14 protein-coding genes and 1 pseudogene are annotated in these 24,680 nt (G+C 76.4%); 4 read left to right on the top strand and 11 right to left on the bottom strand.

Annotated features, from left to right (window positions below; genetic code table 11):
- Positions 1-59: 59 nt before the first annotated feature.
- The 4 genes from AC6EXY_RS03305 to AC6EXY_RS03290 all read right to left on the bottom strand — a co-directional run bounded on the left by AC6EXY_RS03305 (position 60) and on the right by AC6EXY_RS03290 (position 9,795).
- Positions 60-5,441 carry a DUF5719 family protein gene (locus AC6EXY_RS03305; protein ID WP_499816663.1) on the bottom strand — a complete coding sequence of 1,794 codons (5,382 nt, stop codon included), beginning with the start codon at positions 5,439-5,441 and terminating at the stop codon, positions 60-62.
- 30 nt (positions 5,442-5,471) lie between these two features.
- Positions 5,472-6,116 (bottom strand): WhiB family transcriptional regulator, encoded by a 645-nt coding sequence (locus AC6EXY_RS03300; protein ID WP_499816662.1) that lies wholly within the window; start codon positions 6,114-6,116, stop codon positions 5,472-5,474.
- A 447-nt stretch (positions 6,117-6,563) separates the two neighbouring features.
- Positions 6,564-9,254 carry a bifunctional FO biosynthesis protein CofGH gene (locus tag AC6EXY_RS03295; protein WP_101835483.1) on the bottom strand — a complete coding sequence of 897 codons (2,691 nt, stop codon included), beginning with the start codon at positions 9,252-9,254 and terminating at the stop codon, positions 6,564-6,566.
- Positions 9,255-9,513: 259 nt separating this feature from the next.
- Entirely contained in the window at positions 9,514-9,795 is a 282-nt protein-coding gene (locus AC6EXY_RS03290) for a hypothetical protein (RefSeq protein WP_101835485.1), read from the bottom strand.
- A gap of 370 nt (positions 9,796-10,165) precedes the next feature.
- Between AC6EXY_RS03290 and AC6EXY_RS03285 the strand changes: the two genes are divergently transcribed.
- The 4 genes from AC6EXY_RS03285 to AC6EXY_RS03270 all read left to right on the top strand — a co-directional run bounded on the left by AC6EXY_RS03285 (position 10,166) and on the right by AC6EXY_RS03270 (position 14,390).
- A complete protein-coding gene (locus tag AC6EXY_RS03285) occupies positions 10,166-10,774 on the top strand; it encodes a TetR/AcrR family transcriptional regulator (RefSeq protein ID WP_101835487.1) in 609 nt (202 codons plus the stop codon).
- A 240-nt stretch (positions 10,775-11,014) separates the two neighbouring features.
- Entirely contained in the window at positions 11,015-11,965 is a 951-nt protein-coding gene (gene cofD / locus AC6EXY_RS03280) for a 2-phospho-L-lactate transferase (protein ID WP_499816661.1), read from the top strand.
- Positions 11,958-13,298 (top strand): coenzyme F420-0:L-glutamate ligase, encoded by a 1,341-nt coding sequence (locus tag AC6EXY_RS03275; protein WP_243408078.1) that lies wholly within the window; start codon positions 11,958-11,960, stop codon positions 13,296-13,298. Before cofD ends, AC6EXY_RS03275 begins: the two co-directional genes overlap by 8 nt.
- A gap of 267 nt (positions 13,299-13,565) precedes the next feature.
- Positions 13,566-14,390 (top strand): thioredoxin-like domain-containing protein, encoded by an 825-nt coding sequence (locus tag AC6EXY_RS03270; RefSeq protein WP_101835489.1) that lies wholly within the window; start codon positions 13,566-13,568, stop codon positions 14,388-14,390.
- Positions 14,391-14,432: 42 nt separating this feature from the next.
- Here AC6EXY_RS03270 and dnaN read toward each other — a convergent pair whose 3' ends face one another.
- The 7 genes and pseudogenes from dnaN to AC6EXY_RS03235 all read right to left on the bottom strand — a co-directional run bounded on the left by dnaN (position 14,433) and on the right by AC6EXY_RS03235 (position 24,680).
- Complete coding sequence (gene dnaN, locus AC6EXY_RS03265; protein WP_101835491.1) at positions 14,433-15,626, bottom strand: DNA polymerase III subunit beta; 1,194 nt, start codon at positions 15,624-15,626, stop codon at positions 14,433-14,435.
- A 278-nt stretch (positions 15,627-15,904) separates the two neighbouring features.
- Positions 15,905-18,805 carry an ATP-binding protein gene (locus AC6EXY_RS03260; protein WP_499816660.1) on the bottom strand — a complete coding sequence of 967 codons (2,901 nt, stop codon included), beginning with the start codon at positions 18,803-18,805 and terminating at the stop codon, positions 15,905-15,907.
- Positions 18,806-18,965: 160 nt separating this feature from the next.
- A complete protein-coding gene (gene manB / locus AC6EXY_RS03255; protein WP_499816679.1) occupies positions 18,966-20,027 on the bottom strand; it encodes a mannose-1-phosphate guanylyltransferase in 1,062 nt (353 codons plus the stop codon).
- A 425-nt stretch (positions 20,028-20,452) separates the two neighbouring features.
- Positions 20,453-21,358 (bottom strand): annotated as a pseudogene (locus AC6EXY_RS03250) (glycosyltransferase family 2 protein); the annotation flags it as partial.
- Positions 21,359-21,589: 231 nt separating this feature from the next.
- A complete protein-coding gene (locus AC6EXY_RS03245; RefSeq protein ID WP_101835499.1) occupies positions 21,590-22,720 on the bottom strand; it encodes a glycosyltransferase family 4 protein in 1,131 nt (376 codons plus the stop codon).
- A gap of 82 nt (positions 22,721-22,802) precedes the next feature.
- Complete coding sequence (locus tag AC6EXY_RS03240; protein WP_207770571.1) at positions 22,803-24,158, bottom strand: glycosyltransferase family 4 protein; 1,356 nt, start codon at positions 24,156-24,158, stop codon at positions 22,803-22,805.
- 168 nt (positions 24,159-24,326) lie between these two features.
- Positions 24,327-24,680 carry a hypothetical protein gene (locus tag AC6EXY_RS03235; protein WP_101835501.1) on the bottom strand — a complete coding sequence of 118 codons (354 nt, stop codon included), beginning with the start codon at positions 24,678-24,680 and terminating at the stop codon, positions 24,327-24,329.

The raw sequence follows: 24,680 nt of genomic DNA, 5'->3' as shown, positions 1-24,680 counted from the left end.
GCCGGGTGCCCACGCGGTGCACCGAAGCGCGGGCGCGAGACGTCCTCGCCCACGGATGGTCAGCGGTACGCGAGCGCGGGGTCGGCGACGCTGGCCGGCAGCTCGGCCAGGCTCGGCGCCCCGGTCAGTGGGACGGCCGCGGACAGCACCCGCGGCACCACCCGAAGGGCACCCGACGAGGCCCCGGCACCGGCTGGGCCGGCACCGAGGATGGATGTGGCGACGAGCGGGCCGCCCTCGGCGACGAGACGCCCGCCGCGCCCGGCAACCGGGGCCGCCATCACGCGGACCGAGCCGGCGTCGACCCGCACCGGCACGCCGTCCAGCCGCGCCGTGACGGGACCCAGCGGCGCGGTGAGGACAACGGCTCCCACCGCCCCCGCGGGCGTCGGGGGGACGGCGACGACGGCGTCGGAGGCCGTGCCCGGCCCGGTGGTGGGGCCGGCCGTGGCGAGCCGACCGACGCCCCGACCGTAGGCGTCGAGCGCCTGGCCGCCGGACGGCGCCTCCACCCGGGACGCGGGCGCCCAGGTCCATACGCCGGGCCAGCCCGAGGCCACGCCCAGCTCGGCGAACACCGGCGCCGCGGCCCCCGTCGACTCGACGAGGACGGCACTGGCCGCGCCCGCCGGCAGCGGCACCGGCACCGCGAGGGCGCCGCCGGCGGGGACGGGCACGTCGGCCAGATCGATCGGGGTGCGGCGACCGGATGCGGTCAGGATGCTGACACGGACCGTCGTCGCCGTCCCGGGCGCGGCGAGCACCAGCGTCGCGGCCGGCGCGGGCGGCCCGGACGGCACGATCACCCCGCCGAGCAGCAGTCGGCGGCCCGGCGGCGCGGTCGCCGGGACGAGACGCGGCGCCGTGAACGGCCCGCCGCTGCTGGAGCGGTCCGTCATCCAGGCGACGATCCTGCCGGCCCGCACCTGGACGTCGAGGGCCGTCGTGGCCGCCTCGGGGGCGAGCGCGGCGAGGCGTCGGGTGACGGTGCGACCAGGTGGCACCGTGATGTCCACTGGCGGCCCGGCCGGGCCGTCCGCGAGCGTGCGCACGCTGGCCCGGGCGGGCTGGTCCGCCATGTTCGCCAGGACGAGGACGGGGTCTCGGCCCGCCGCCGTCGACGGGCCGGCGAACCAGCTGCGCGACACCGGCGGGACGCAACGCGCCCGGGCCGGCCCGGCACCGTCCCCGGCGGCGGTGACGACGGCGGACAATCCGGCGGCCGCGTCGTCCCGGCCGGTCAGCAGCACGGCACCGGCGCCGCCAGCGGACGATCCCAGGGCGAGCCGCCCGCTGCCGAGGGTGGTCCGCAGCTCTGCGTCGCGGGACGACACCTGGACCCGACCCGCCGTGGTCCCGGTCCGCACGTCCAGGCCGGCGGGGCCGGGCAGCAGCGGGACGTGCGCCCCCGGCGGCGTCACCGCGAGATCCGGGCAGGCGAGCATGGCGGCCGTGAGTGGTCCGCTGCCGGGCACGGCCGGCCCGCGGTCGTCCTGCAGCAGGATCGCCCCACCCAGCCCCACGATCGTCAGCGGCACGAACGCCCGGACGGCAGCCCGGCGCCGGGCTGCCCCCGGCCGCCGGCCCGCGCCCAGACGAGCGGGACCGGCGGGGGCGAAAGCGGGACCGGCAGGGGCGGGACCGGCGGCGGGGGCGGTGACCGCGGGGGCGATCTCCAGCTCGTGGCGGCGCCGCCGAGCGCGTAGACCGATCGGCACCCCGCCGGCCAGCAGCGCGCCCAGCGCCACGGCCTGCGCGGCCGCGAGGCGGTGGGCCGCCGCATCGTCCCGGGCCAGGCGCAGCTGACCGCCCTCGCGGAGCAGGTCAAAGCCGGTGGCCCAGCCCCACGCCCGGAAGGCCCGCAGCGGCCGCCCGTCCAGCCAGGCATGCCAGCCGGTGCCGGCGGGCACCGCGACGACCAGGGCACGCTGCCCGCCCCGCCCGGCGGCCACCGGGACGATCCGCCCGGTCACGGGCAGCGGCCGCGCGGAGGCCGGTGCCGCCGGCAGCGACGGTCGGGTGGGGAGGTCACGAGCGTCGGCGACGTCGACGACCGCCACCGCGGACGACGCCGCTCCCACGGACGACGCCGCTCCCACGGATGACGCCAGCCCCGGGAACGCCGCGAGAGCGGGCGTCGATGGCCGCGGCCCGCGGGTGACGGCCGGGCTCGGGGCGCCCTCGGGACGCCAGACCAGCAGTCCCGGCCGCGGGCGCTCCCGGACCAGGGACGGCGTCGCGTCGAGCCGGTCGACCAGGGCGGCGTTCGGGTGTGCGGCAGGTGTGCCGACCGCGGTGACGCCGAGCAACGGCAACCACCCGGCGGCCCGGTCGCCGCCGGCCGCGAGATCGTCGACGACGGCGGTGAGGAACCGCGCCGCCGGCCACGCCGGGCGGACCAGGCTGGCCGGATAGCGCGGCCCGTGGCCGGCGGCCAGCGTGTACCGGATGGCGCCCGACCGGTCGGGCCGGTCCAGCAGCAGGACACGCGAGCCGGGCGGCGCGGTGCGGGTCACCGCGAGGATCCCCCGCGCGATCACCGGGTCCCACACACCGTTGCCCGCCGCGAGGCCGGCGAGATCCGGCGCGGCCTCGAGGCCGGCGTCACCGGAGCTGCCGCCGGGCCCGTCGAGACCGCCGGCCGAACCGCCACCGCCCGGTGCGACCGCGCCCACCGGCGGGCGGCTCCCACCGGACGCGCGGTCCACCCAGGCGGAACCGGCGGCGACCCGATCGACGCCCAGCGCGACCGGCCCGGCGACGACGAGCGCGGCGAGCGGCAGCGCCGTCAGGCGGCCCACCCGGCCGGGCCCGCGCTCCGATGGCAGCCAGACCGCCGCGGCGGCGAGCAGCGCGCCGGCGATGACCAGGCCGTACTGGGGACCGACCCACCAGCCCTGCGCGCCGGCGACCCGCTGCCCGCCGCCGGGCGCCAGGCGTGGGGTGAGGAGCACGGCGAACAGGCCCAGCGCGATCAGCGCCCCGCCGGCCCGGGCGGCCCGCCGCGCGGACGCGGTCGCCCGGCGGCGGGCGAGCAGCCAGCAGGCGGCGGCGACGGCGAGGAATCCGGCCATGGCGGAGGTCGGCTGCTCCCCCGAGCCGGCGAGCAGAGCCAGCGCGGTCCGCGGCACCTGTGGCAGCGCCACGGGCGGCTCGGCCACCACCCCGTCAGGCAGGACGGGCAGCAGCGCGACAACCGTCGCCGCCGCAGCCGCGAGCATGTCGGGCAGCCGGGACCGGTTGACGAGCAGAGCGGCGGCGGGCAGCCCGAGCCAGGCCAGCGGCGCCAGCACCGGGGCACAGGCGACGAGCCCGACCAGGGTCACGGCCAGCAGCCAGAGCGCGCCCACCCGCCCACCGCGCGGGCGGGCCCCGAGCACGCCGGCCGCCGCGGCGAGCACCATCGGCAGCAGTGCCAGCGCCCCGACCGTGTCGACCCGACCGGCCACGGCGGCCTGGGTCAGCACCGGGCACAGGCCATACGCGGCGGCGAGACCGAGGCGTGGCGCCATCCGCGGACGCCGGCCGAGGGCGGCGAGCCGACCGAGCGCGTGATACGCCCCGGCGCCGGCGAGCGCGGGTCCCAGGGCGAGCAGCAGCCAGCACGCCGCGGCTGGCCGACCGCCGAACACGGTGGAGAGCGCGGCAAGCAGGGCGGTCATGGGTGGGGTGGGCCCGGCGGCGTCGAGGGGCCCACCGGAGCCGGCCGGTCGGCCCGACAGGACCGCCGACCACAGATCGCGGGCGCCCGTGGGCAGCGGCAGCCCAGCACCGAGCGCGTCCGTGGGCATCCCCCGCATCGCCACGGCCCCGGCGACACCGAGCACCGCGGCGAGCGCCCACGGCGCCCACGCCACCCGCTCGCCCGCCGAACTCACGTCCCGCGCACGCCCCGCGTCGGATGGTCGCGCGCCGGAGGGACGCGGGCCGGACGGTCCCTGGTCGGGCCATCGCGGATCTGGCCATCGCGGGTCGGACGGTCGCGCTGTGGGCAGGTCCGAGACCGGGGATCGCGGGGCGGGGATCGCGGGCGTTCCTGATGGTGTGGGCGCCAGCCGGTCGCGCGGTGCCACACCGTGCCATGCCCCGGACGCACCGACCGGGATGCCACGTCGCCGGCGGGCGGGACGTTCCCGCAGCCGTCCGCCGGGCAGCGCGGACGGGAACAACACGCGGACGGCACGCTGGGAGACAGCCCGGGTCCGTGCGGCGCGCCGGCGCAGGCGCAGCAGGCGGCGCGGTCGTCCCAGCACCATCCAGGGCAGGGTGAGTTCGGTCCGCGCCGCCCGGACCCGGCCCCGCAGCAGCGCCGCCACGGCCCGGGGAACACTCGCCGCCACGAGGACGACCGCGGCCAGCAGCGCCGCGGGGCCGCTCACGTTCGCGAGCTGGACCCGCAGCGCCGCGGCGCGCTGCGCCACCGGCCAGGCCGGGGTGCGCGTGACGGTCATGGCAGCGGTGGGGACGACGACGACGCGCAGACCGGCACGGGCCGCGCGCCAGCCGAGGTCGATGTCGTGGGCGGCGTCGAGGTCGGGGTCCGGGCCGCCGAGCAGCGACCAGGCGGCCGAGCGCACCAGCGTGCCGGAGCAGGCGACGGCCAGCACGTCGCGGACCGCGTCGTGCTGACCATGGTCCACCTCGCCTGGGCGGACGCCGGTACGGCGCCGCCCGCAACGGTCGACGCTCGCCCCGGCCTCGACCACGATCCAGCGAGGCGGTGCCGGAGACGGCGAGCGTGAGGGCGCCGCGGGCGTGCGCAGCTTGGGCCCGACGACGGCGGCCCCCGGATCGAGCACCGTGTAGGCGAGCAGGGTGTGCAGGACATCGGGGTCCGGCACCGCCGCGTCGTCGAGGACCCAGACGAAGCCCCCGGTCCCGGGTGGCGGACCGCCGGCCCGGGCCAGGCCCATGGCGAGCGCGGCGCCGAGGGAGGTGCTCGCCGGGACATCCACCGTCTCGACCGGTGCGCAGCCCTCGCCCGCCGGCGTTGACCGCGACGCCGCGCCGATGTGGATCTCACCCACCGGGCCGTCACCAACGGGAGGCTCGCCGACCCGGTCGTCGCCGACGAACGCCGCCTCGACCGAGCGCCCGCCGACCGACAGCCCGCCGACCGGCGCCCCACCGCCGGACACCTCGCCGACGGACACCTCGCTGACGGACACCTCGCCGACGGAGGCCGCACCCTCGGAGGCCGCACCCTCGGATGCCGCGCCACCGGACGGCCCGCCGCCGGCGGGCTCACCGACGCGCACCTCGACGACGCGCAGGTCGACCGTCAGGTCCGGCGGCAGGACCTGGGCGGCCACGGCGGCGCGCAGCCGAGCGCCCGCCTCGGACCCGCCGTGGCACACGCACACGGCGACGACGCGGCGCACGGCCGCGGGGCCCGCACCGGGCCCGCCCGGGACGGCACGCGGCGCCGCCGGGACCTGCACCCCCCGTCGGACGCCACCCACCGTCCCGGATCAGACGGCTCGGCGCCGCTGTTTGCGTCGCTCCCGTTCGGACATGCCGCCCCAGATCCCGAACCGCTCGTCGTTCTCCAGGGCGTATTCCAGGCACTCGGCGCGGACCTCGCAGCCGGAACAGATGCGCTTGGCCTCCCGGGTGGAGCCGCCCTTCTCCGGGAAGAACGCCTCCGGGTCGGTCTGCGCGCACAGCGCGCGCTCCTGCCACTCCATCGCCTCGCCGAGCAGGTCACCGAAACCGAGGTCGATGACCGCGGCGAGGTTGTCCTCCTCGGCGGCCTGCGGATCGTCGACCAGGTCGTCGGCGAGGCCGGCGGGATCGACATCATCATCGGCCGGGTCGTCGGCGGTATCGTCGACGGGCGCGTGCGCGGGCACGTTCGGCCGGGCGAGCAGACCTGCCTCCGCCGCCCGCGGCCCGGGGGCGAAGGCGGCGGCCCCGAGGATCCGCTCGGGGGAGCCGGAGCGGGCCGGCGGGACGTCGACGGCGGGCGCCGACGGCCGCGGCAGCACCGGGTTCGGTGTGGCCTGGGTGGGCCGTTCGGTGAGCACCCGCTCGGAGTGGTCACCGAACGGGTCATGCTCAGCGGGACGCTCGACGTCCGCGAGGACGGTGTGGACGCCCGCGTCGGTGTGCTCCATGGGGACTCCTCCAGACCCGTCGCGGTGCGGTCGGCCACCCCCTGGGCGCCGGCGCGCAGGTGACTGGTTCCACACCGGTCAGGCGTCGCACTACCGCACGAACCCCGCCAGCGAGGGGAATGACACGCCGGTAATTACACGCTCCAGACTCGGTCGCGTCAACCCCACCAGCGCAACATCTTCTACAACCAGCGATGAGACCATAGCTCACAGTCACTGCACACCATCGCCGAGGGTCTAGACAACCTTCCGATCGGTAACTGTGTGCAATCGGCGCGGCGACGATGACCGCATTATGCCGCCCCGACGCAGCGGACATAAAGGCCTAAACGGGCAGGCTTGCCGACAGACAAGCCACTTATTCCCCTCCTAACGGACACCACATCCCACCAGCCCGAACCGTACAGCTACTTAGAGTAGTTTCTGATGTCGTCGACTTGGCGGGTGTCAGGACACCACCGGCAGCACGGTCCGGACGGTTCCTCCTCGGGCAGCGCGAAACCGCTCGTCCGGGACCGGGCCATAGGTCGTGGTCCGTTGCCGAGCGGGACGACCCGCCGCCGCGGCCACCTCCTCCAACTCGGCCACCGAGCGCCGCGACCCGTGCTGGGACCCGGCCATCCGGCTGATCGTCTCCTCCATCAGCGTGCCGCCGATGTCGTTCACCCCGCCGGCGAGCACCTGCCGGCAGCCGTCGACGCCGAGCTTGACCCACGAGCACTGGATGTTGTCGATCGCCCCGTGCAGCAGGATGCGGGCCATCGCGTGCACCGCCCGGTTCTCCTGGACGGTGGGGCCCGGACGGGCGACGCCGGCCAGGTAGATCGGCGAGCTGTGGTGCACGAACGGCAACGGGACGAACTCGGTGAACCCTCCGGTACGCTCCTGGATCCCGCGCAGCAGCCGCAGGTGGGCCACCCAGTGCGCGGGGGTGTCGACGTGGCCGTACATCATCGTGGCGGTCGAGCGCAGGCCCACCCGGTGCGCGGTGCTGATCACCTCGACCCAGCTCGCCGTCGGCAGCTTGCCCTTGGTGAGCACCCAGCGGACCTCGTCGTCGAGGATCTCCGCGGCGGTGCCGGGCACCGAGTCGACACCCGCCTCGCGCGCGGCGACCAACCAGTCCTCGATGCTCATCCCGGTCCGGGTGACGCCGTTGAGGACCTCCATCGGCGAATAGGCGTGCAGGTGCAGGCCCGGCGCCGCCCGCTTGATCTCGCGGGCGAGCTCGAAGTACGCGGTGCCCGGCAGGTCCGGGTGGATGCCGCCCTGCATGCAGACCTCGGTCGCCCCCACCGACCAGGCCTCGGCGGCCCGCGAGCCGATCTCGGACAGCGACAGGGTGTAGGCGTCGGCGTCCCCGCGGCGCTGCGCGAACGCGCAGAACCGGCAGCCGGTGTAGCAGACGTTGGTGAAGTTGATGTTGCGGTTGACGACGTAGGTGACGTCGTCGCCGACGGCGTCGTGACGCAGCCCGTCGGCGAGCCCGCACAGCTCCTCCAGCGCGGCCCCGGAGGCGCCGAACAGCGTCAGCGCCTCCGCGTCGCTGATCCCCGCCGGATCGCGGGTGGCGTGCCGCAGCGCCGCCACCACGTCGGCGTCCCCCCGCTCCGGCGCCCCTCGCCCAGCGCCCCCCACCGCCGGCTCGCCGCCCGGCGTCACCGCCGCCGGCGCGGCCGATCCGGCCACCGCGGGGGCTCGACGGCCGGTGCCCACGACGCCGTCCGCGCCGGTGCCGGCGGCGCTGACCTGCGCGCGCAGCGACTCCCAATCGCCGTAGACGGTGTCGAAGTCGGCGCGGGTCTCGCTGTGCCGGCCGACCGTGTCCACCGCGGTGTGCAGGTCGACGCGGCCCGTGTCGGCGAGGCCGCCGTCGGGTTCCTGCCAGGGCCTCCCGACGGGCCGGGCGTCCGGCGCGAGCAGGCCGTCCGGGCCGGCCAGCGCCCGCACGTGCCCGGCGACGCGCGGGTCGAGCCACGGCTCGTCCAGGTGCGACGGGTAGACGGTGAGCCGCGGGCGCAGGGTGAGGCCGGCCGCCGCCGTCACCTCACGCAGCACGTCCAGGTCCGGCCAGGGCCGCTCGGGGTTGACGTGGTCCGGGGTGACCGGCGAGACGCCACCCCAGTCGTCGATGCCCGCGGACAGCAACAGGGCGCACTCGGCGATGTCGACGAGGTTCGGCGGCGCCTGCACCCGCATTGTCGGGCCCAGCACCAGCCGGGCGACCGCGACGGCCGCGGCGAGCTCCTCGGCACCCACGTCGGGCTCGCCGCGCATCGCGGTGTCGTCCTTGGCCCGGAAGTTCTGGACGATCACTTCCTGGATCGAGCCGTACCGGCGGGCCAGCCCGCGCAGCTCGAAGATCGTCTCAGCCCGCTCGGCACGGGTCTCGCCGATGCCGAGCAGCAGGCCGGTGGTGAACGGGATCGACAGCCGCCCCGCGTCGGTGAGCGTGCGCAGCCGGACCGCCGGCTCCTTGTCCGGGGAACCGTAGTGCGGGCCGCCGGGCGTGGACCACAGCCGGGTCGCCGTGGTCTCCAGCATCATGCCCATGGACGGCGCGACCGGCTTGAGCCGGGCGAGCTCGGCCCAGCCGAGCACCCCGGGGTTGAGGTGCGGCAGCAGGCCCGTCTCCTCCAGCACGGCGATGGCGGCGGCGCGCAGGTAGCCCAGGGTCGAGTCGTAGCCGTGGGCGTCGAGCCACTCCCGGGCCGCGGGCCAGCGCTCCTCGGGACGGTCGCCCAGGGTGAACAGGGCCTCGGCGCAGCCGGCGGCGGCGCCCGCTCGGGCCGTCTCGATCACCTCGTCGAGGCTCAGGTAGGGCGCCGGCAGCCGGTGCGGCACGGTGGCGAACGTGCAGTAGTGGCAGCGGTCCCGGCACAGCCGGGTCAGCGGGATGAAGACCTTCGGCGAGTAGGTGACGACCCCCGGGCGGCCGAGGGAGGCCAGGCCCGCGTCGCGGACCCGGGCGGCCGAGGCGCACAGGTCGGCGAGATCGTCACCGCGGGCGGCGAGCAGCACGGCGGCCTCGACCGGGTCGAGGGTGGCTCCGTCGCGCGCCCGGCGCAGCGCGCGCCGCATCGCCGACGGGGCCGGCGGCCCGTCCACGCAGTCGGATCTCGCCGCCGTGTTCGTCATGGCTTCCTCGGTTCCTGATCGTCGTCCGGCGCGGCGGAACCGGACGCCGCCCGGTGAGGCGGCGAGCCCGTCCCACCGCCGCCGGTGTCGAAGGGGCACGGATCGTGAAAGGGAAACGACATCACAGCGGGCCGGGATTCCGCGGGCGTCCGCGCCGGTCGCGCATCCGCCGCGGCCGGGCCCGCGGGTGGCCCGGGTGGGCCAGGGTGAGGCCGGGCCGCCGCCGCCGAGGGACGGCGGCGGCCCGGTCACGGTCGGGTCAGGGCTTCGACCGTCCGGCGCGGCGGCCTGCGGTCGGGTGGCGCAGGCGATCCAGGGTGCCGATGAGCATGTTCGTCCGGGAGCGGGCGGCGAGGACGTCGGTGACGGCGTGGGCGCGCCGGTGCGGCTCGCCAGCCGCGCCCGAGGCCGGCGACGCGGCGGCCTGCCGCATCTGGGCCCGGCGGGCGGCGGCCACCTGAGGGGCACGCGCACCCGCGAGCGCGCGGTTGAGGGACGCGGACAGGGCTTCGAGGCTCTTGGTGGTCCTGATCTCGGACATGACGGTCCTTCCAGCGACATGGAGAGCTCAGGTTCATCACACAGCTCTCTCTAATCGGAATCAAGAGATACCGCGTGATGGACGACACAGCCCCCCTCTCGCCCGACCGTCCGGGGCCGGACGACGTAGCTGGTCGTCCCCGGACGAGGCCCCGCTCACCCCGGTTCGCACCCTCCGACAGGGCCACCGACCTGGCCGAACCCTCGACCGGCAGGCCGTCCACCGCCGCCGGAACCGACCTGCGAGTGATCCTCGCCACAGAGCTTCCCAATGCGGCATGGCCGGCTTCCGGCTGGGTATCGCAGCGCCGTCAGGTGTGCCGCCGAACGAATCCCTCCTGTGTGCGAGCCGAAGTCGCTACCCTGATCAGGTGCCACGAAATCGCCAGGACGTTCCCCGCGAGGAGCGGATCGACGCGTTGCTCGCCGTGGCCGAGGAGCAGTTCCTGGCCCGCGGCTTCGCCGGCACCTCCATCGCCGAGATCGCCCGCTCCGCCGGCATCGAGCCAGGCAGCGTCTACTGGTACTTCCGGTCGAAGGACCACGCCTTCGCCGCGGTGCTCAACCGCCTGCTCGACGTCGAGGTCGAGCGGATCGCCGGGCTGTCCGGCGACCCGGCGGAGAAGCTGTTCCTCGCCCTCGACTCGGTCGAGCGCCGCCGCACGCTGCACCCCTGCGTCGCCGAGCGGGCCCCGCACGCCGAGCCGGTGATGGAGTACCACGAGCGGCTGCACAAGTGGCTGCACGGCCTCGCCCTCGCCGCGGTGCACGACTTCGTGCCCGAGACGGACCGCGCGCTCGCCGCCGACGCGGTCGTCGCCACCATCGAGGGCGGCCTGGCCAACCCGGCGCCCACCCGGCCGACCAGCCACCTCGTGCACTTCCTGCTCGCCGCGTTCTGCAAGGACACGGCCCTGCCTGCCCGCCCGGAGTTCACCGGCTGGGTGGCCCCGCTGTTCGCCCGCCCCCGCCTCGACTGACGGGGCCGCACCAGCCCAGCCCTCCGGGCCGCGCCTCTGGTTGTGATCTTCGTGGGTGTCGTCGCGCCGCGGGTCGTGGCCGCGTTCTGGCGCAGCGATCAGACGCGCGCCGACCGAGATCGACCATTCATGATCAATATCGACGCCGGCCTCGACCGCCAGTGCTGGTCACGCGGGCCCCATCCCGCGCGGCCAGGCCCGCGGGTCACCGGCCGGCGTCCGGTGCGAGGATCACGGGTTGTGAGAGTGACAGCCCTGGCCGGCGGGATCGGTGGCGCCCGCTTCCTGCGCGGTGTGCGCGCCGCCCTGCCCGACGCCGACGTGACGGTGATCGGTAACACCGGCGACGACATCACGCTGCACGGCCTGCGCATCTGCCCCGACCTCGACACGGTGATGTACACCCTCGGCGGCGGCATCTCCGCCGAGCGCGGCTGGGGCCGCGAGGACGAGACGTTCGTCGTCGCCGAGGAGCTCGCCGCCTACGGCGTCGGCCCGTCCTGGTTCGGCCTCGGTGACCGCGACCTCGCCACCCATCTCGTCCGCACCCAGATGCTCGACGCCGGCTACCCGCTGTCCGACGTCGTGCGGGCGCTGTGCGAGCGGTGGCGGCCCGGGGTGCGGCTGCTGCCGATGACCGACGAACGGGTCGAGACCCACGTCGTCCTCGACGACGACGAGGGCCAGCGCGCGGTGCACTTCCAGGAGTGGTGGCTGCGGCTGCGCGCGGCCGTGCCGGCCCGGGCGATCGTGCCGCTGCGGGCCGAGACCGCGAAGCCCGCGCCGGGCGTGCTCGACGCCCTCGCCGAGGCGGACGTCATCCTGTTCCCGCCGTCGAACCCGGTGGTGTCGATCGGCACGATCCTCGCCGTCCCCGGCATCCGCGACGCGGTGGCCGCCGCGCCGGCGCCGGTCGTGGGCGTCTCCCCGATCATCGGCGGCGCCGCGGTGCGCGGGATGGCGGACGCCTGCCTGACCGCGATCGGCGTCGAGACGTCCGCCGAGGCCGTCGGCCGTCACTACGGCGGCCGCTCCGGCGACGGCGGGCTGCTGGACGGCTGGCTGGTGGACACCGTGGACGCGGGCGCCGCCGTGCCGGGCGCGACCGTGGTGGCGCGGCCGCTGCTGATGACCGATCTGGACGCGACCGCGGCGATCGTACGCGCCGCGCTGGAGCTGGCCGGTGTCTGAGCCACAGCCGCCGAGCGGCGCGCTGGAGGTGTTCGGGCTCGGCGGCATCGGCGAGATCCGCCCGGGCGACGACCTCGCCGCGGCGGTCGCCGATGCGGTGGCGGCCTCGGGCCGCCCGCTCGCCGACGGCGACGTCCTCGTCGTCACCTCGAAGATCATGTCGAAGGCGGAGGGCCGGCTCGTCACCGTCACCGGTGGCCAGCGGGAGCGGGAGGCCGCGCGGGCGACGGCGATCGACGCCGAGACCGTGCGGGTGGTGGCGAGCCGCGGGCCGACCCGGATCGTCGAGACCCGGCACGGGCTGGTCATGGCCAGCGCCGGGGTGGACGCGTCCAACATCGCCAAGGACACGCTGGCGCTGCTCCCGGTGGATCCCGACGCGAGCGCGGCGGCGCTGCGGGCCGGCGTCGCGGCCCGGCTCGGCGTCGACGTGGCGGTGGTCGTCACCGACACGGCCGGGCGGCCGTGGCGGCGCGGCCTGACGGACCTCGCGATCGGCGTCGCCGGCATGGCGGCGCTGCGCAGCCACATCGGCGACGTCGACGGCTACGGCAATGAGCTCGGCATGACCGAGGTCGCCGAGGCCGACGAGCTCGCCGCCGCGGCCGACCTGGTCAAGGGCAAGCTCGGCGCCATCCCGGTGGCGGTGGTGCGCGGCTACCGCCGACTGGCCGACGACGGCCGCGGCGCCCGCGCGCTGGTGCGCCCCAGCGACGAGGACCTGTTCCGGCTCGGCACCCTGGAGGCCCGCCGCGCGGCGCTGACCGAACGGCGCACCGTGCGCGAGTTCGGCCCGGAGCCGGTCGACCCGGCGGCCGTCGAGCGGGCGGTCGGCGCCGCGCTGACCGCGCCGGCGCCGCACCACACCACGCCGTGGCGGTTCGTGCTCGTCGAGCGGCGGCGCGCCGACCTGCTCGCCGCGATGGCCGAGGCCTGGGCCGAGGACCTGCGCCGCGACGGCTTCGACGAGGCCGCGATCGAACGCCGGCTGCGCCGCGGCGACGTGCTGCGCCGCGCCCCGCTGCTCATCGTCCCGATCATGGTGCTGGACGGCGCGCATCCCTACCCCGACGCGCGCCGCGCCCGCGCCGAGGAGCGGATGTTCACCGTCGCCGTCGGCGCCGGGGTGCAGAACCTGCTCGTCGCGCTCGCCACCGAGGGGCTCGGCTCCTGCTGGGTGTCCTCGACGTTGTTCTGCGCCGAGGTGGTCACCCAGGTCCTGGACCTGCCGGAGAGCTGGGTACCGATGGGCGCCGTCGGCGTCGGTCACGCCGCGGCCCCCGCCGCCCCCCGCCCCCCGCGCGAGCCCGGCGAGTTCCTGCTGCACCGCTGATCAGAACCGGCCGGACAGCTCAGGGCCCGCCGACACGGCCTCGGGCGAGCACGGTGCGGTCGACGCGGACCCGACGGGCGCGATGGCCGGGTGACATCCACCTCGCTCGCCCGGGCACCCGACGTCCGTTACGAACGGTTACTCGACGATGCGGGCCGGTATGACGATGACGCTGGGCACCCGGGATGGCCGTTCCGGGTGCCCACCGGCGGGTCGGACGCCGCCTGCCCGTGAGAAGTGGTTCGACACTTCGTAGGATCAGCCCCCGTGGGGAAGAAGAGCGTCGAACGCAACGCCCGGCTCGAACAGCTGCGCCGCGACCAGAAGCGCAAGGAACGTCGCCGCGCGCTGCTCATCTATGGCACGTCGGGATTCGCCGCGGTCGCCCTGCTGCTCGGGATCGTGCTCTACACGGTCGCCGACTCCCATGCGAAGAACAAGACCCGCGAGGTCGGCTACGTCGCCGCCGCCTCGTCGGCGGCGACCGCCGCGGGCTGCACCGGGACGGTGAACGACGCCTCGAAGGGCTCGTCGCACGTCAGCACGACGGTGGACTACAAGGTCTCGCCGCCGTCCTCCGGCAGCCACAACCCCGATCCGCTGCCCGACGGCATCCCGTTCTACAACCCGGCCTCCGGCATCCCGGTCGAGCGCGCCGTGCACAACCTCGAACACGGCTTCGTCGTCGGCTGGTACGACAAGAGCCTGCCCGCCGCCCAGGTGGAGAAGCTGCGCTCGATCGCCGCCGACGCCGGGCCGCGGTTCATCGGCGTGCCGTGGACCCGCGGCGCCTTCCCGGACGGCAAGCACTTCGTCCTCACCGCCTGGGACCGCACCCAGCGCTGCTCCACCGTCTCCGCCGACGTGATCAGCGACTTCGTCGCCAAGCACGCCAACCCGAGCATCGAGGGCGCGACCTGGGACTCCCCGACCGCACCCGAGTCGGGCGCGGCCGGCGGCACCCCGGACGTCTCGAAGGACGGCCCACTCACCATCCCGGCGAACGGCTCGGACGGGACGTCGTCCACCGCTCCCAGCCCGGGCGCGGGCACCATGTCGCTGTCTCCGACCACGCCCGCCGCGGCCCCCTGACCCGCGCCCGCCTGAGCCGGCCGGCCCGCCGGCTCAGGCGGCTCAGGCGGACGGATCGGTCCGGATCGGCATCAGCAGGTAGCGGAAGGCACCCCCGTCCGCGGGCCGGCCGTCGCGCCCGCGCGCGCCGCTGTCCTTGCCGGTCAGCACCGCCGGGCGCGCCGACGCCTCACCCGGGTCGGCGGCGACGAAGCCGATCGTCGCCTCGTCGTCCTCCACCGCGCCGAGCCCGTCGAGCAGGTACTGGGGGTTGAACAGCACCGACAGCTCGGGCCCGGCGTACTCGACGGGGATGGTCTCGCTGGCCTGGGCGCCGCCGCCGTCCCCCGCCTCGGCGACGATCTGGTCGGTGCTCAGGGTGAAGCGCAGCGGCGCGGTGCGGGTGGCGACCACGGCGACCCGGCGGACCGCCGCGGCCAGCGCCGCCGTCGACGCCGTCACCGTGTACGCGGCCGTGTCGGGCAGCAGCTTGCGGTAGTTCGGGAAGGTGCCGTCGATGAGCCGGACGATGGTCTGCCGCCCGGCGGCGGCGAGCCCCAGCCGGGCACCGGCCGGATCGGCGACGTCCAGGCCGACGACGATCCGCGATGCCGGGGTGGGCGTGCGCGCGACCTCGGCGAGCACCCTGGCGGGGACGTGGGCCAGCGCCCAGGGGTCCTCGACGGTCGGCTGCCAGGGGATGCCGCGCACCGCGAGCCGGTAGCGGTCGGTGGCGGCGAGGGTGAGCCCGCGCCCGGTGATCTCCAGGCGGATCGCCGTCAGCACCGGCACCGTCTCGTCCCGGCCCGCCGCGGGCGCCACCTGGCCGACGGCCGCGGCGAAGCCAAGCGTGTCGACCTCGCCGATCGGGGCGGGGAAGCGGGGCAGCTCGGGATAGTCCGCGGGATCCATCAGCGGGACGGTGAAGCGCACGCTGCCGCAGCGCAGCACCAGCCGCTCCCCGTCGACCTCGACCTCGACGACCGTCGCGGACAGGCTGCGGACGATGTCGGCGAGCAGCCGACCGGGCACCAGCACCCGGCCGGGCTCGGCCACCTCGGCGGCGACCGGCGCGCGCACGGCGACCTCCGTGTCGAAGGCGCAGACGACGAGCCCGGCGGTGGCCGGCGCGCCGGCGGACGCCTCGAGCAGCAGGCCCGTCAGCACGGTCGGGGTCTGTCCCGGGCGGCTGGGCAGGTGCCGGGCGGCCCAGCCGGTCGCGTCGGCGAGCACGTCGCGTTCCACGCTGAACCTCATGGGGCCTGATTGTCCCCGTCCACAGCCGGAAATCGCCGCATTCACCTGCCGGTGTCCGTGCTCTGTCCGTCCGCTTCGTGGCCTGGACGTCGCCCGCGGCCTCCCGACCGCACCGCCACGCCCCCGTTCAGGGCCTCCGGCGACGCTGTGCGCCCCTTCCGGAGGGCCTGCCTTCCTGGCCCCGGGGAAGGAATGCCGCGCCCTGAGGATGAGGTCAGGCCTGATCACCGTCACGTACGCCGAGAGCAAGGAGCGGGGATGCCGCGCCCGGGATGAGGTCAGGCGGGCCGGGAGCGGGTGTGGCCGGCCGAAGCCCGGCCGAGCAGACCACCGCCCGCGGGCCAGTGCAGGTCCAGGCACAGCTGGCCGTCATCCGCGTCGGCGCGGACCGCCACGGCGGCGAGTCGGGCCCGGTCCGGTCGGGCTTCCCCGCCCCCCGCGGTGGTCATGCCGGTCCAGTCCGGGGGAAGCGACGTGCCGGGAACGGTCAGCGTGAGGCTGCCCGCGGCGGGCGTGCAGATCAGGGTCAGCAGCGCGCGCCCGTCCGACAGCGACCGCAGCGCCCGCGGCAGCAGCCAGGCGAGCTCCGCCCGCACCTCGTCCGGGACCGCCCGCAGGTCACCGGACACCTGGACGTCGACCCGCAGGTCCCGGGTCTCGGCCTCGAACAGTGCGGGCGCGAGTTCGCCGAGGGTCGCCGTCTGGCTGGTGACCAGGGTGCGCCGGATCGTCCCGGCGTCGCGGCGGCAGCGGGCCCGCACGGCGGGGTCGCGCGGGTCGACCAGGCCGTCGCGCAGCGCCGTGAGCAGCGGCAGCACCTCCCGCCGGATCATGCCGAGCGCCCGGGCCCGGTCCATCCGGATGCGCAGCTCGGCCTCCTGGCGGGCCGCGAGCCGCGCCTCGGAGTCGATCGCCCGCGCCGCCGCGTCCGCGGACCGCAGCAGCACCGGGCCGCCCATCGCCGCCACGATCTGCAGTGACGCCAGGGCGTTGAGCACCGCCACGAGCTGGGTCGCCGGCAGCGGGCCGGGAACGCCGTCGGCGCAGGCGATCGCGGTGAGGGTGCCGGTCGTCGCGACCAGTGCGATGATCCGCTCCCTGCGGGGACGCGCCACCGTCACCTGCATGAGCAGCAGCGGCAGGATCAGCACCGGCCAGATCGCGAGCCGGCTGCCGTCAGGGCGGGAGACGCCGACCAGGGCGGCCGTGGCCACCGTGACCACCAGCGCGACGGCCACCAGGCCAAGCGCGTCCAGCCTGGTCGCCGGGCGGCGCCGGACCCGCCGGGTGACGACGAGGACGCACACCCCCAGCGCGCACCACAGCCCGAGCACCGCCGGGCGTGGATACCGACCGGCGGGCAGCACGAACAGCACCGGCAGGGTGCACGGATACCAGGCCAGCACCGCGGTGGCGACGGCCCGGCGCAGGCCCGCGGTGTAGGCGTCGCGCAACTGCGCCGCCGACCGCGGACCGGGCGCGGCCGCCGGGCCGTCGACGCGGATCAGCGCGCGGCGCAGTGCCCGGACCGGCGGGCCGAGGTGCATCCGCCGGGCGAGCCTGGCAGGCCGCGTGAGCCAGCCAAGCCGGGCAGGCAGGGCGGGCCGGGCGGGCAGCGCAGACGGGCCGGGTCGGGCGAGGCCGGCGGGCCAGGTCGACCAGGCGGGCCAGATCGGCCGGGCCAGCGGCTCGGATCGGCGGCGCCAGGCGCCGGCGGGAACCGCTCCGGCCGGCGTCTGGCCGGCGGGCACCGGGACGGCCCAGGTGAGCAGCACCCGGGTGCCCCGGCCGGGCATCGCGTCCACCCGGGCCCGGCCGCCGGCATCGGCGACCCGCGCCAGGACGGAGCGGCTCAGCCCGAGCCGGTCGGCGGGGACGGCCGCCGGGTCGAAGCCGCAGCCCTCGTCGCGCACCTCGATACCGACCGCGGACGGCGTGCGGTGGACCGTCACCCACGCCTCGTCGGTGCCGGCGTGCCGCCGGACATTGGACAGCAGCTCGGCGACCGCCGCGGCCAGCGCGTCGACGGCCTCCCGGGGCGGCGCCGCCCGGCCCGTCTCCCCCGCCGCCTCGCCCGAGGGCGCCGGGCCGGGGTCGGCCGGCCCCAGGACCGCCCACAGGGGGCCGGGCAGGGACGATGGCCGCGGCGGGGCGCCGGGTGCCAGGCCGATCGCGCCGGTGCGGCCCAGCTCGACGCGCAGCCCGCGTCGGCGGGCGGCGGCCACGACGGCGTCCAGGCGGGTGTCGAGGTCGCCGACGTCGCCGGCCGGCCCGCGCAGCAGCCGGTCCACGGCGGCGATCGCGTCCGCGGCCTGGCCGCGGGTCAGCTCCAGGTCGTCGCCGCCGCCCCAGGCGATGCCGGCGAGGGTGTTGAGCGCCGTGTCGTGCAGGACCCGCTCCCGCTCCCGCTCGGCGCGGGCCCGGGCGACCGCGATCGCCTCGGCGCTCAGATGGTCGGCGGCGGCGCGCAGTCGGGTGTCCGCGTCCTGCGCGATCGTCCACAGCCGGCCGACACCGAACCGGATCAGTGCCGTCAGCATGACGATCAGCATGATCGACACCGCGGCCCGCCGGTAGCCGCCACCGGGATCGGCCGCGGCCCGCTCGACCGCGGACGAGACGGCGGCCGCGGTGCTCGTCGCGGTGGGGGCGTAGGTGCCGCCGGCAGCGGTGGCGGCGGGGTGGCCGGGCAGCGCCGCGGCAGTGGCGGTGGCGGTGGCCGGGCCGGGCAGCGCGGCGGCGAGCCGGTCGGCGCATGCGACGCCGACGAGCAGGGCGGCCTCAAGGGTGGCGAGCACCAGGGCGAACAGGCGCCGGCCGGTCCGGCAGCCGGCGACGAGCGCCGCGTGCGCACAGCCGAGGAAGACCCAGGTTCCCGGCGTGCCGACGGACACCGGCGGCAGGAGCACCCCGGCGGCGACCGCCGCCGCGGCGCCGACCGCCACGTTGGCGAGCACCAGCCGGGTGCCGAGCCCGCGGCGCGTGCTCAGGAGGATGTAGGCCAGCCCCCACACCTCGACGAGCAGCCCCCCGGCCAGCGCCACCGGGTGCCCGCCGTACCAGGAGCGCCACACGATCAGGTGCAGCGCGGTCGTGACGATCCCGAGCACCCGCAGCACGGCGAAGGCTCGCACGACGACGTCGGCGAGGGCGTCGGATGCGCTGACCGGCACGATCATCAGTCTGGCCCGTCGGCTCCCGGAGCATGGGGGGATCGCCGGGAAAGTCCCCGGTGGCCGCGACCACGACGGCCGGATGGGCGGGCGCGCCCTGGTCGGGCGGCGCGGTGGCCGCCCGACCGGGACGCGCCGGGATGGTCAGGGGGGATGTCGGGTGGGGTCAGGTGCGGTCGGAACTGAACCGGACCGCGCCGGCGGCGAGAACGGCGCCGGGGAACACCCGGGCCCCGGCCCGCAGCTCGTTATCCCGCTCGATGATCGCGCCGTCGCCGATGACCACGCCGTCGAGCAGGACTCCGGCGCCGATCACGGCCCCCCGGCCGATCACGCTGTCCCGCACGGTGGCACCGGCCTCAACGACCGCGCCGTCGAAGAGCACCGCGCCGTCGACGGCGGCGCCGGCACCCACCCGGGCGCCTGCCCCGACGGTCGCCCCGCCGCCGATCTTGGCGTCGGCGGCGACGGCCGCCCCGGGCAGGACCAGGCAGTCACCGACCGGGCCGGGCAGCGCCGAGGAAGCCATCCGCCCGGTCACCAGGTCCCGGCTGCCCTGGACGAACGCCGCCGGGGTGCCGAGGTCGAGCCAGTAGGTGCTGTCCGGATAGCCCATCACCGGCGTACCGGCCGCCAGCAGGCCCGGGAAGGTCTCCCGCTCGACCGACACCGGCCGGCCCGCGGGAATCATGTCGATCACCGAGCGGCGGAACACGTAGCAGCCCGCGTTGATCAGGTTGGTGGGCGGGTCGGGTGTCTTCTCCAGGAAGGCCGTGACCCTGCCGTCGGCGTCCGTCGGGACCACGCCGAAGGCGCGCGGGTCGACAACCTCCGTCAGGTGCAGGGTGACGGCGGCGTCCGCCTCGGAGTGCCGGCGGACCAACGCCGGGATGTCGAGGCCGGACAGGATGTCACCGTTGAAGATGACGACCGGGTCGTCCGGGCCGCCGCGCAGCCGCTCGACGACGTTGCGGATCGCGCCGCCGGTGCCCAGCGGTTCTGTCTCGGTGACGTACTCGAGCTCCAGCCCGTGCGCCGAGCCGTCGCCGAAGTACTCCTCGAAGACCTCGGCCCGGTAGGAGGTGGCCAGGACCACCCGCGCGATGCCGGCGTCCCGGGCTCGCGCGAGCATGTGCGCGGTGACCGGCACTCCGGCGACCGGCAACATCGGTTTGGGAGCCGACATCGTGAGCGGTCGTAGACGGGTCCCCTGACCGCCGACAAGCATCACTGCGTCCATGGGGCGTCAGTGTCGCAGAGCACGGGGTAGCCCTTGGAGACGGATGGGCACCAAGACCACACCACCAACGGGCCGCCATGGACCAATTACTCTACGCGGCCAGACGACCACCGAAGCGAGTACTCCAGGCGCTCCGGCACAGTAACCGGAAGCCCGTTTCCTCCGCCGATGAACCCTGGACGGACCGTCAGATGTCCGGCAGAAGCCCGATAGGCCGCCGCCCCGAGCCATCAGGAAGACCACTAGGAATCCACCGCGGTACCACTGACGGCCGTACCGCTGACAGCCGCGCCCGGGCCGGCCGTGCCGCCGGGGGTCGCCGTGACGCCGGGGGTCGCCGGGCTGACGGGGGTCGCCGGGCTGCCGGGGGCGCCACCCGATGTCGTGCCGCCCGTCGCCGCATCGTCCGTGGCCCTGCCGCGGGCGGGCAGCAGGCGGGCGGAACGGGTGGCCCGCGCTCCGGCGCTGTCCTTGGCGAACGCGAGGGTCACCAGCAGCCGCGCGGCCAGTCCCACACCGAGCAGCGCCCGCAGCGGGGCCCGGGACGGCCCCGGGTACTGCCGGGACAGATACCGGAACATGCTGCGGTGATGGGCGAGCACCATCCGCCGCGACGACCGCTTCGTCGAGTGCCCGCCGAGATGCTCCACCACCGCGGCCGGCACGTACACCGACGACCAGGACGCGAGCCCAAGCCGGCGGCCGAGGTCGACGTCCTCCATGAACATGAAGTACGACTCGTCGAAGCCGCCCACCGCTTCGAACGCCTCCCGGCGCAGCAGCTGGCAGGAACCCGACAGCCAGCCGGCGGTCATCTCCCGCGGCGCGCCGCGCTCGCGCCGGTAGGACGCGGTCCACGGATTCGTCGGCCAGCACCAGCCGAGCAGCGCGTGCCCGATCCCGCGGCCCAGCGACGGCAGGTCCCGCGCCGACGGGTAGAGCGCGCCGTCCGGATTGGTGATCCCGGGGCCGAACGCACCGCCACCCGGCCAGCGGCCCGCGGCGGCGACCAGATCGTCGAGTGCGCCGGGCACGAAGGCGATGTCGGCGTTGGAGAACACCAGCCACGGCGCCCGGGCTCCGGCGGCGCCGCGGTTGACGGCACTGCCGTAGCCGAGATTGCGCCCCGGACGCAGCAGCCGCGCCTCGGGCCGTCGCTCGACCGCGGCGGTGCCGGCGTCGAGCTTGGGCGAGTTGTCCACGACGACGACCTCGTAGGGCCGGGTCGTCGCCTTGGCGAGCGAGTCGAGAAAGTCGCCGATGATCTCTCCGGATCGGAAGGTCACGACCACGACCCGGATCTCCGGCTCCACACCCATGTCCTCGCCTACCGCCCTTCCACGGCCCCGCAACCCCACGGCCCGCGCCGCCCCGGTGACACCGCGGCATCCGCACCGATGGAGACCGTAGCGCGCGCTTTCCGACGGTCCGCCCCCCGGGTGCCCCGAGGACTCCGCCGCGCGCCCGCCCATCACCGACCGCCCGTCGGCCCCCGATGGGCAGGGGGCCGCCGCGGAACACGGCCGACGGGCAGGGCGGCGGCGGACCGCTCAGCGCTCGGCGACCGCGCGGGCGTAGCTCGCCAGGTGGGCCTCGGCGCTCGCCGCCCAGGTGAACTCGCGGGCGCGGGCGAGGCCCGCCTGACCGAGAGCGTCCCGCCGGTCGGCGTCGTCGAGCAGGGTGCCCATCTCCCGGGCGATGGAGTCCGCGTCCGGCTGGGTGTAGGCGACGGCGTCGCCGCCGACCTCCGGCAGCGACAGCCGCGGCGTCGTCAGCACCGGAGCCGCGCAGGCCATCGCCTCCAGCACCGGCAGGCCGAAGCCCTCGCCATGCGACGGGTAGGCCACCAGAGTCGCCCCGCCCAGGTAGCCGGGCAGGTCGGAGAAGCGCAGGTAGCCGGGACGGATCACGCGCAGGTGGCTCGGCACCGAGGCGACGGCCGCGTCGACGTCGTCGTCCCAGCCGGAGCCGCCGGCCAGGACCAGCGCGGGCGGCTCGTCCCGCCAGTGCACCGCCTCCGCCCAGCCGCGGATCAGGTTCGGCACGTTCTTGCGCGGCTCGAGCATCCCGAGGAAGGCCACGTAGCGCGAGTCCCCGAGGCCGAGGCGGCGGCGCACCCGCTGCTTGTCCTCCGCGGTCGGCGGGTGGAAGGTCGACGTGTCGACACCGTGGTAGGCGACGTCGGTGGTCGTCGACTCGGCGTCGAGCACCCGGACGAGCTCGTCACGGGTCGCCTTCGACGGGACGATGATCCGGGCCGCCCGGCGCACCGCCGTGCGCATCGCCGAGCGGAAGAACGTCCCCTTCACCGCCGTGTGCATGTCCGGCTCGGTGAAGAACGTGACGTCGTGGATGGTCACGCACACCGGCTGTGCCGCCCGCAGCGGCATCGTGTAGTGCGGTGAGTGGATGACGGCCGCGTTCACCTGCTCCGCGACCAGCGGCAGACCGGTCTGCTCCCACGCCAGCCGCGCCGGCCGGTGGGCGATCGCCGCCGGTCCGGACAGAACGGTGGCATGCGGAGCCATCCGGCTGTAACGTTCCTCGTCTGACCGTTGGCAGACGAGCGCCATGTCCGCACCGGCCGCGCCCAGCGCCGCGACCAGCCCGTCGACATAACGCCCCACGCCACCACGGTCCGCCGGGACCGAAGTCGCGTCGACGAGCACCCGGGGTCCCACGGCGCTCCTTCCCTGACGCGCCACCCCACCAGGGGTGGCCGCTCGCTTCACGCTGACCGCTTGCTTCTCAACGGGGGCAACACTACGCCCGCCCGTCGTCGGCGACGGACACGGCAGGGGAACCGCTGACTCGACGGTAGAGCGCCCACGTCGCCTCCGCTGCCGCATTCCAGGTAAACATCCGGGCGCGGGCGCGTCCGGCATCCGACAACCGCCCGCGCAGGTCCGGATCACCCACGATCCGGGCCACCGCCGCCGCCAGCGCCGCGGCATCGCCGACCCCCGCGACGAGCGCGGCATCGCCCGCGACCTCGACCAGCGCCGGCGCGTCCGACACGACCACCGGTACCCCGTGCGCCATCGCCTCCACCACGGGCAGCCCGAAACCCTCCGACCGGCTCGGCGCGAGCAGCACCGCCGCCCGCGAGAGCACCACCGCGAGATCCTCGTCACTGATGCGCCCAAGGGTGCGGACGCGGGCGGGATCCAGCCCACGGCGCGTCGCCTCGGTACGCACGTCGAGCCCGCCCCAGCCGGTGGCACCGACATGGACAAGCGGCAGGCCCGGATCGTCCGGGCGGCACAGCGCGGCGAGCGCCGTGTCCAGCCCCTTACGGGGCTCCAGCGTGGCCAGGGTGAGCAGGTAGCCGCCGGGTGGCGGCAGGCCCAGGCGCGCGGCCCGGGCGTCGGCGTCGGGCGGCACCCGCGTCACCGCCTCTGCCACGCCCTCCCCGATCGCGTGCAGCCGCTGCGGAGGGATGGGCAGGTGGCGGGCCACCTCGGCGGCGACCGCCAAGGTCGGGACGACGATCGCGTCGGCCAGCCGGACGGCGCGCTCGCCCATCTGCCGGTGCCAGCGCGCGCCGTGCGGGGTGAGCGTCTCGGGATGCGTCCACGGCACCGCGTCGTGGATCGTGACGACGAGTCTCGGGCGCGGGCGGCGCCGGTCGAGGGCGTCCGCGAGCGCCGGGGCCACCGTGGCGCTGGCCCACGCCGACAGCGGCGGCCGCGGCCGCCCGGCCCCCAGACGCCCCCCGGCGGCTCGGGGGGATCCGCCCGAGCGACCGGAACCGCCGCCGGACCGGCCGGGCTCGCCCCGCAGCCGCTGGCTCAGTTTCCTGGTCAGCTGACCGCTGGTGCCCCCCGCCGGGGGAACGAGCAGGGTCGGGGCGTGGATCAGGTCGACGGACCGCGGCGCGGGACCCACACCACGCGACCAGCTCGCCGCCAGCGCCCGGCGCGGCAGGGCGAGGCGCATCGGCCCGAGGACCCCGGGCAGCGCCGCCTCCTCGAACCGGCGATGCGCGGCGCACCAGCCGGCGACGGAGTCACCGGGCTCGGCGAGCCGGGCCAGGGCGGCGGCGAGCTCGGCACTGTACCGGCCGGTACCACCCGGTACCGGCGCGAGCAGCTGCTCGACCAGAAAGCCCACACGCACGGTTCACAGTCTGCCCCTGCCCCGCCGCGCCCCGCGTGCGGGGTACCGCAGCCGTCCTCACCACGGCCGCGACCTGCGCGGGCAGAGCACCGGCCAGGCAGCCGCGGCGACCTGCGGAGGCGGGGCACCGGGCAGACAGCGGCGGGACACACGGCAGCGGTGGGTCGGTCAGCGGCGGCTGGACCAGATCCCGGCGCCCACCATGACCACGCAGAACAGGCCACCGACGGCGTACCCCACCCAGCGATCGGTGAAGGTGGCGAACCCCGCGCCCGCACCGAACACGATCAGCCCGAACAGCAGCACCGTGAGCAGGACGGCGACCACCCGCTGCGCCAGTCGGGAGGTCGGCGGCGGTGGCGGCCCGGTGCGCGGCGGCGGCCCGGAGCCAGCCGCGGCGCCGGGGCGGGACGGGGTTCCCGTGCCGGGAGAGGTGCCGGGGCGAGGCGGGCGGGCGGCGCCGCCCGGCGGGGTGCGGCGCGGGCCGTCGGCGGGCCGGGACGGGCGCTGTCTGGCAGCCAT

The sequence above is a fragment of the Frankia sp. RB5 genome (assembly GCF_059816245.1).
Note: the sequence above shows the minus strand (reverse complement) of the source record. Positions and strands in the feature narration are given on the sequence as shown.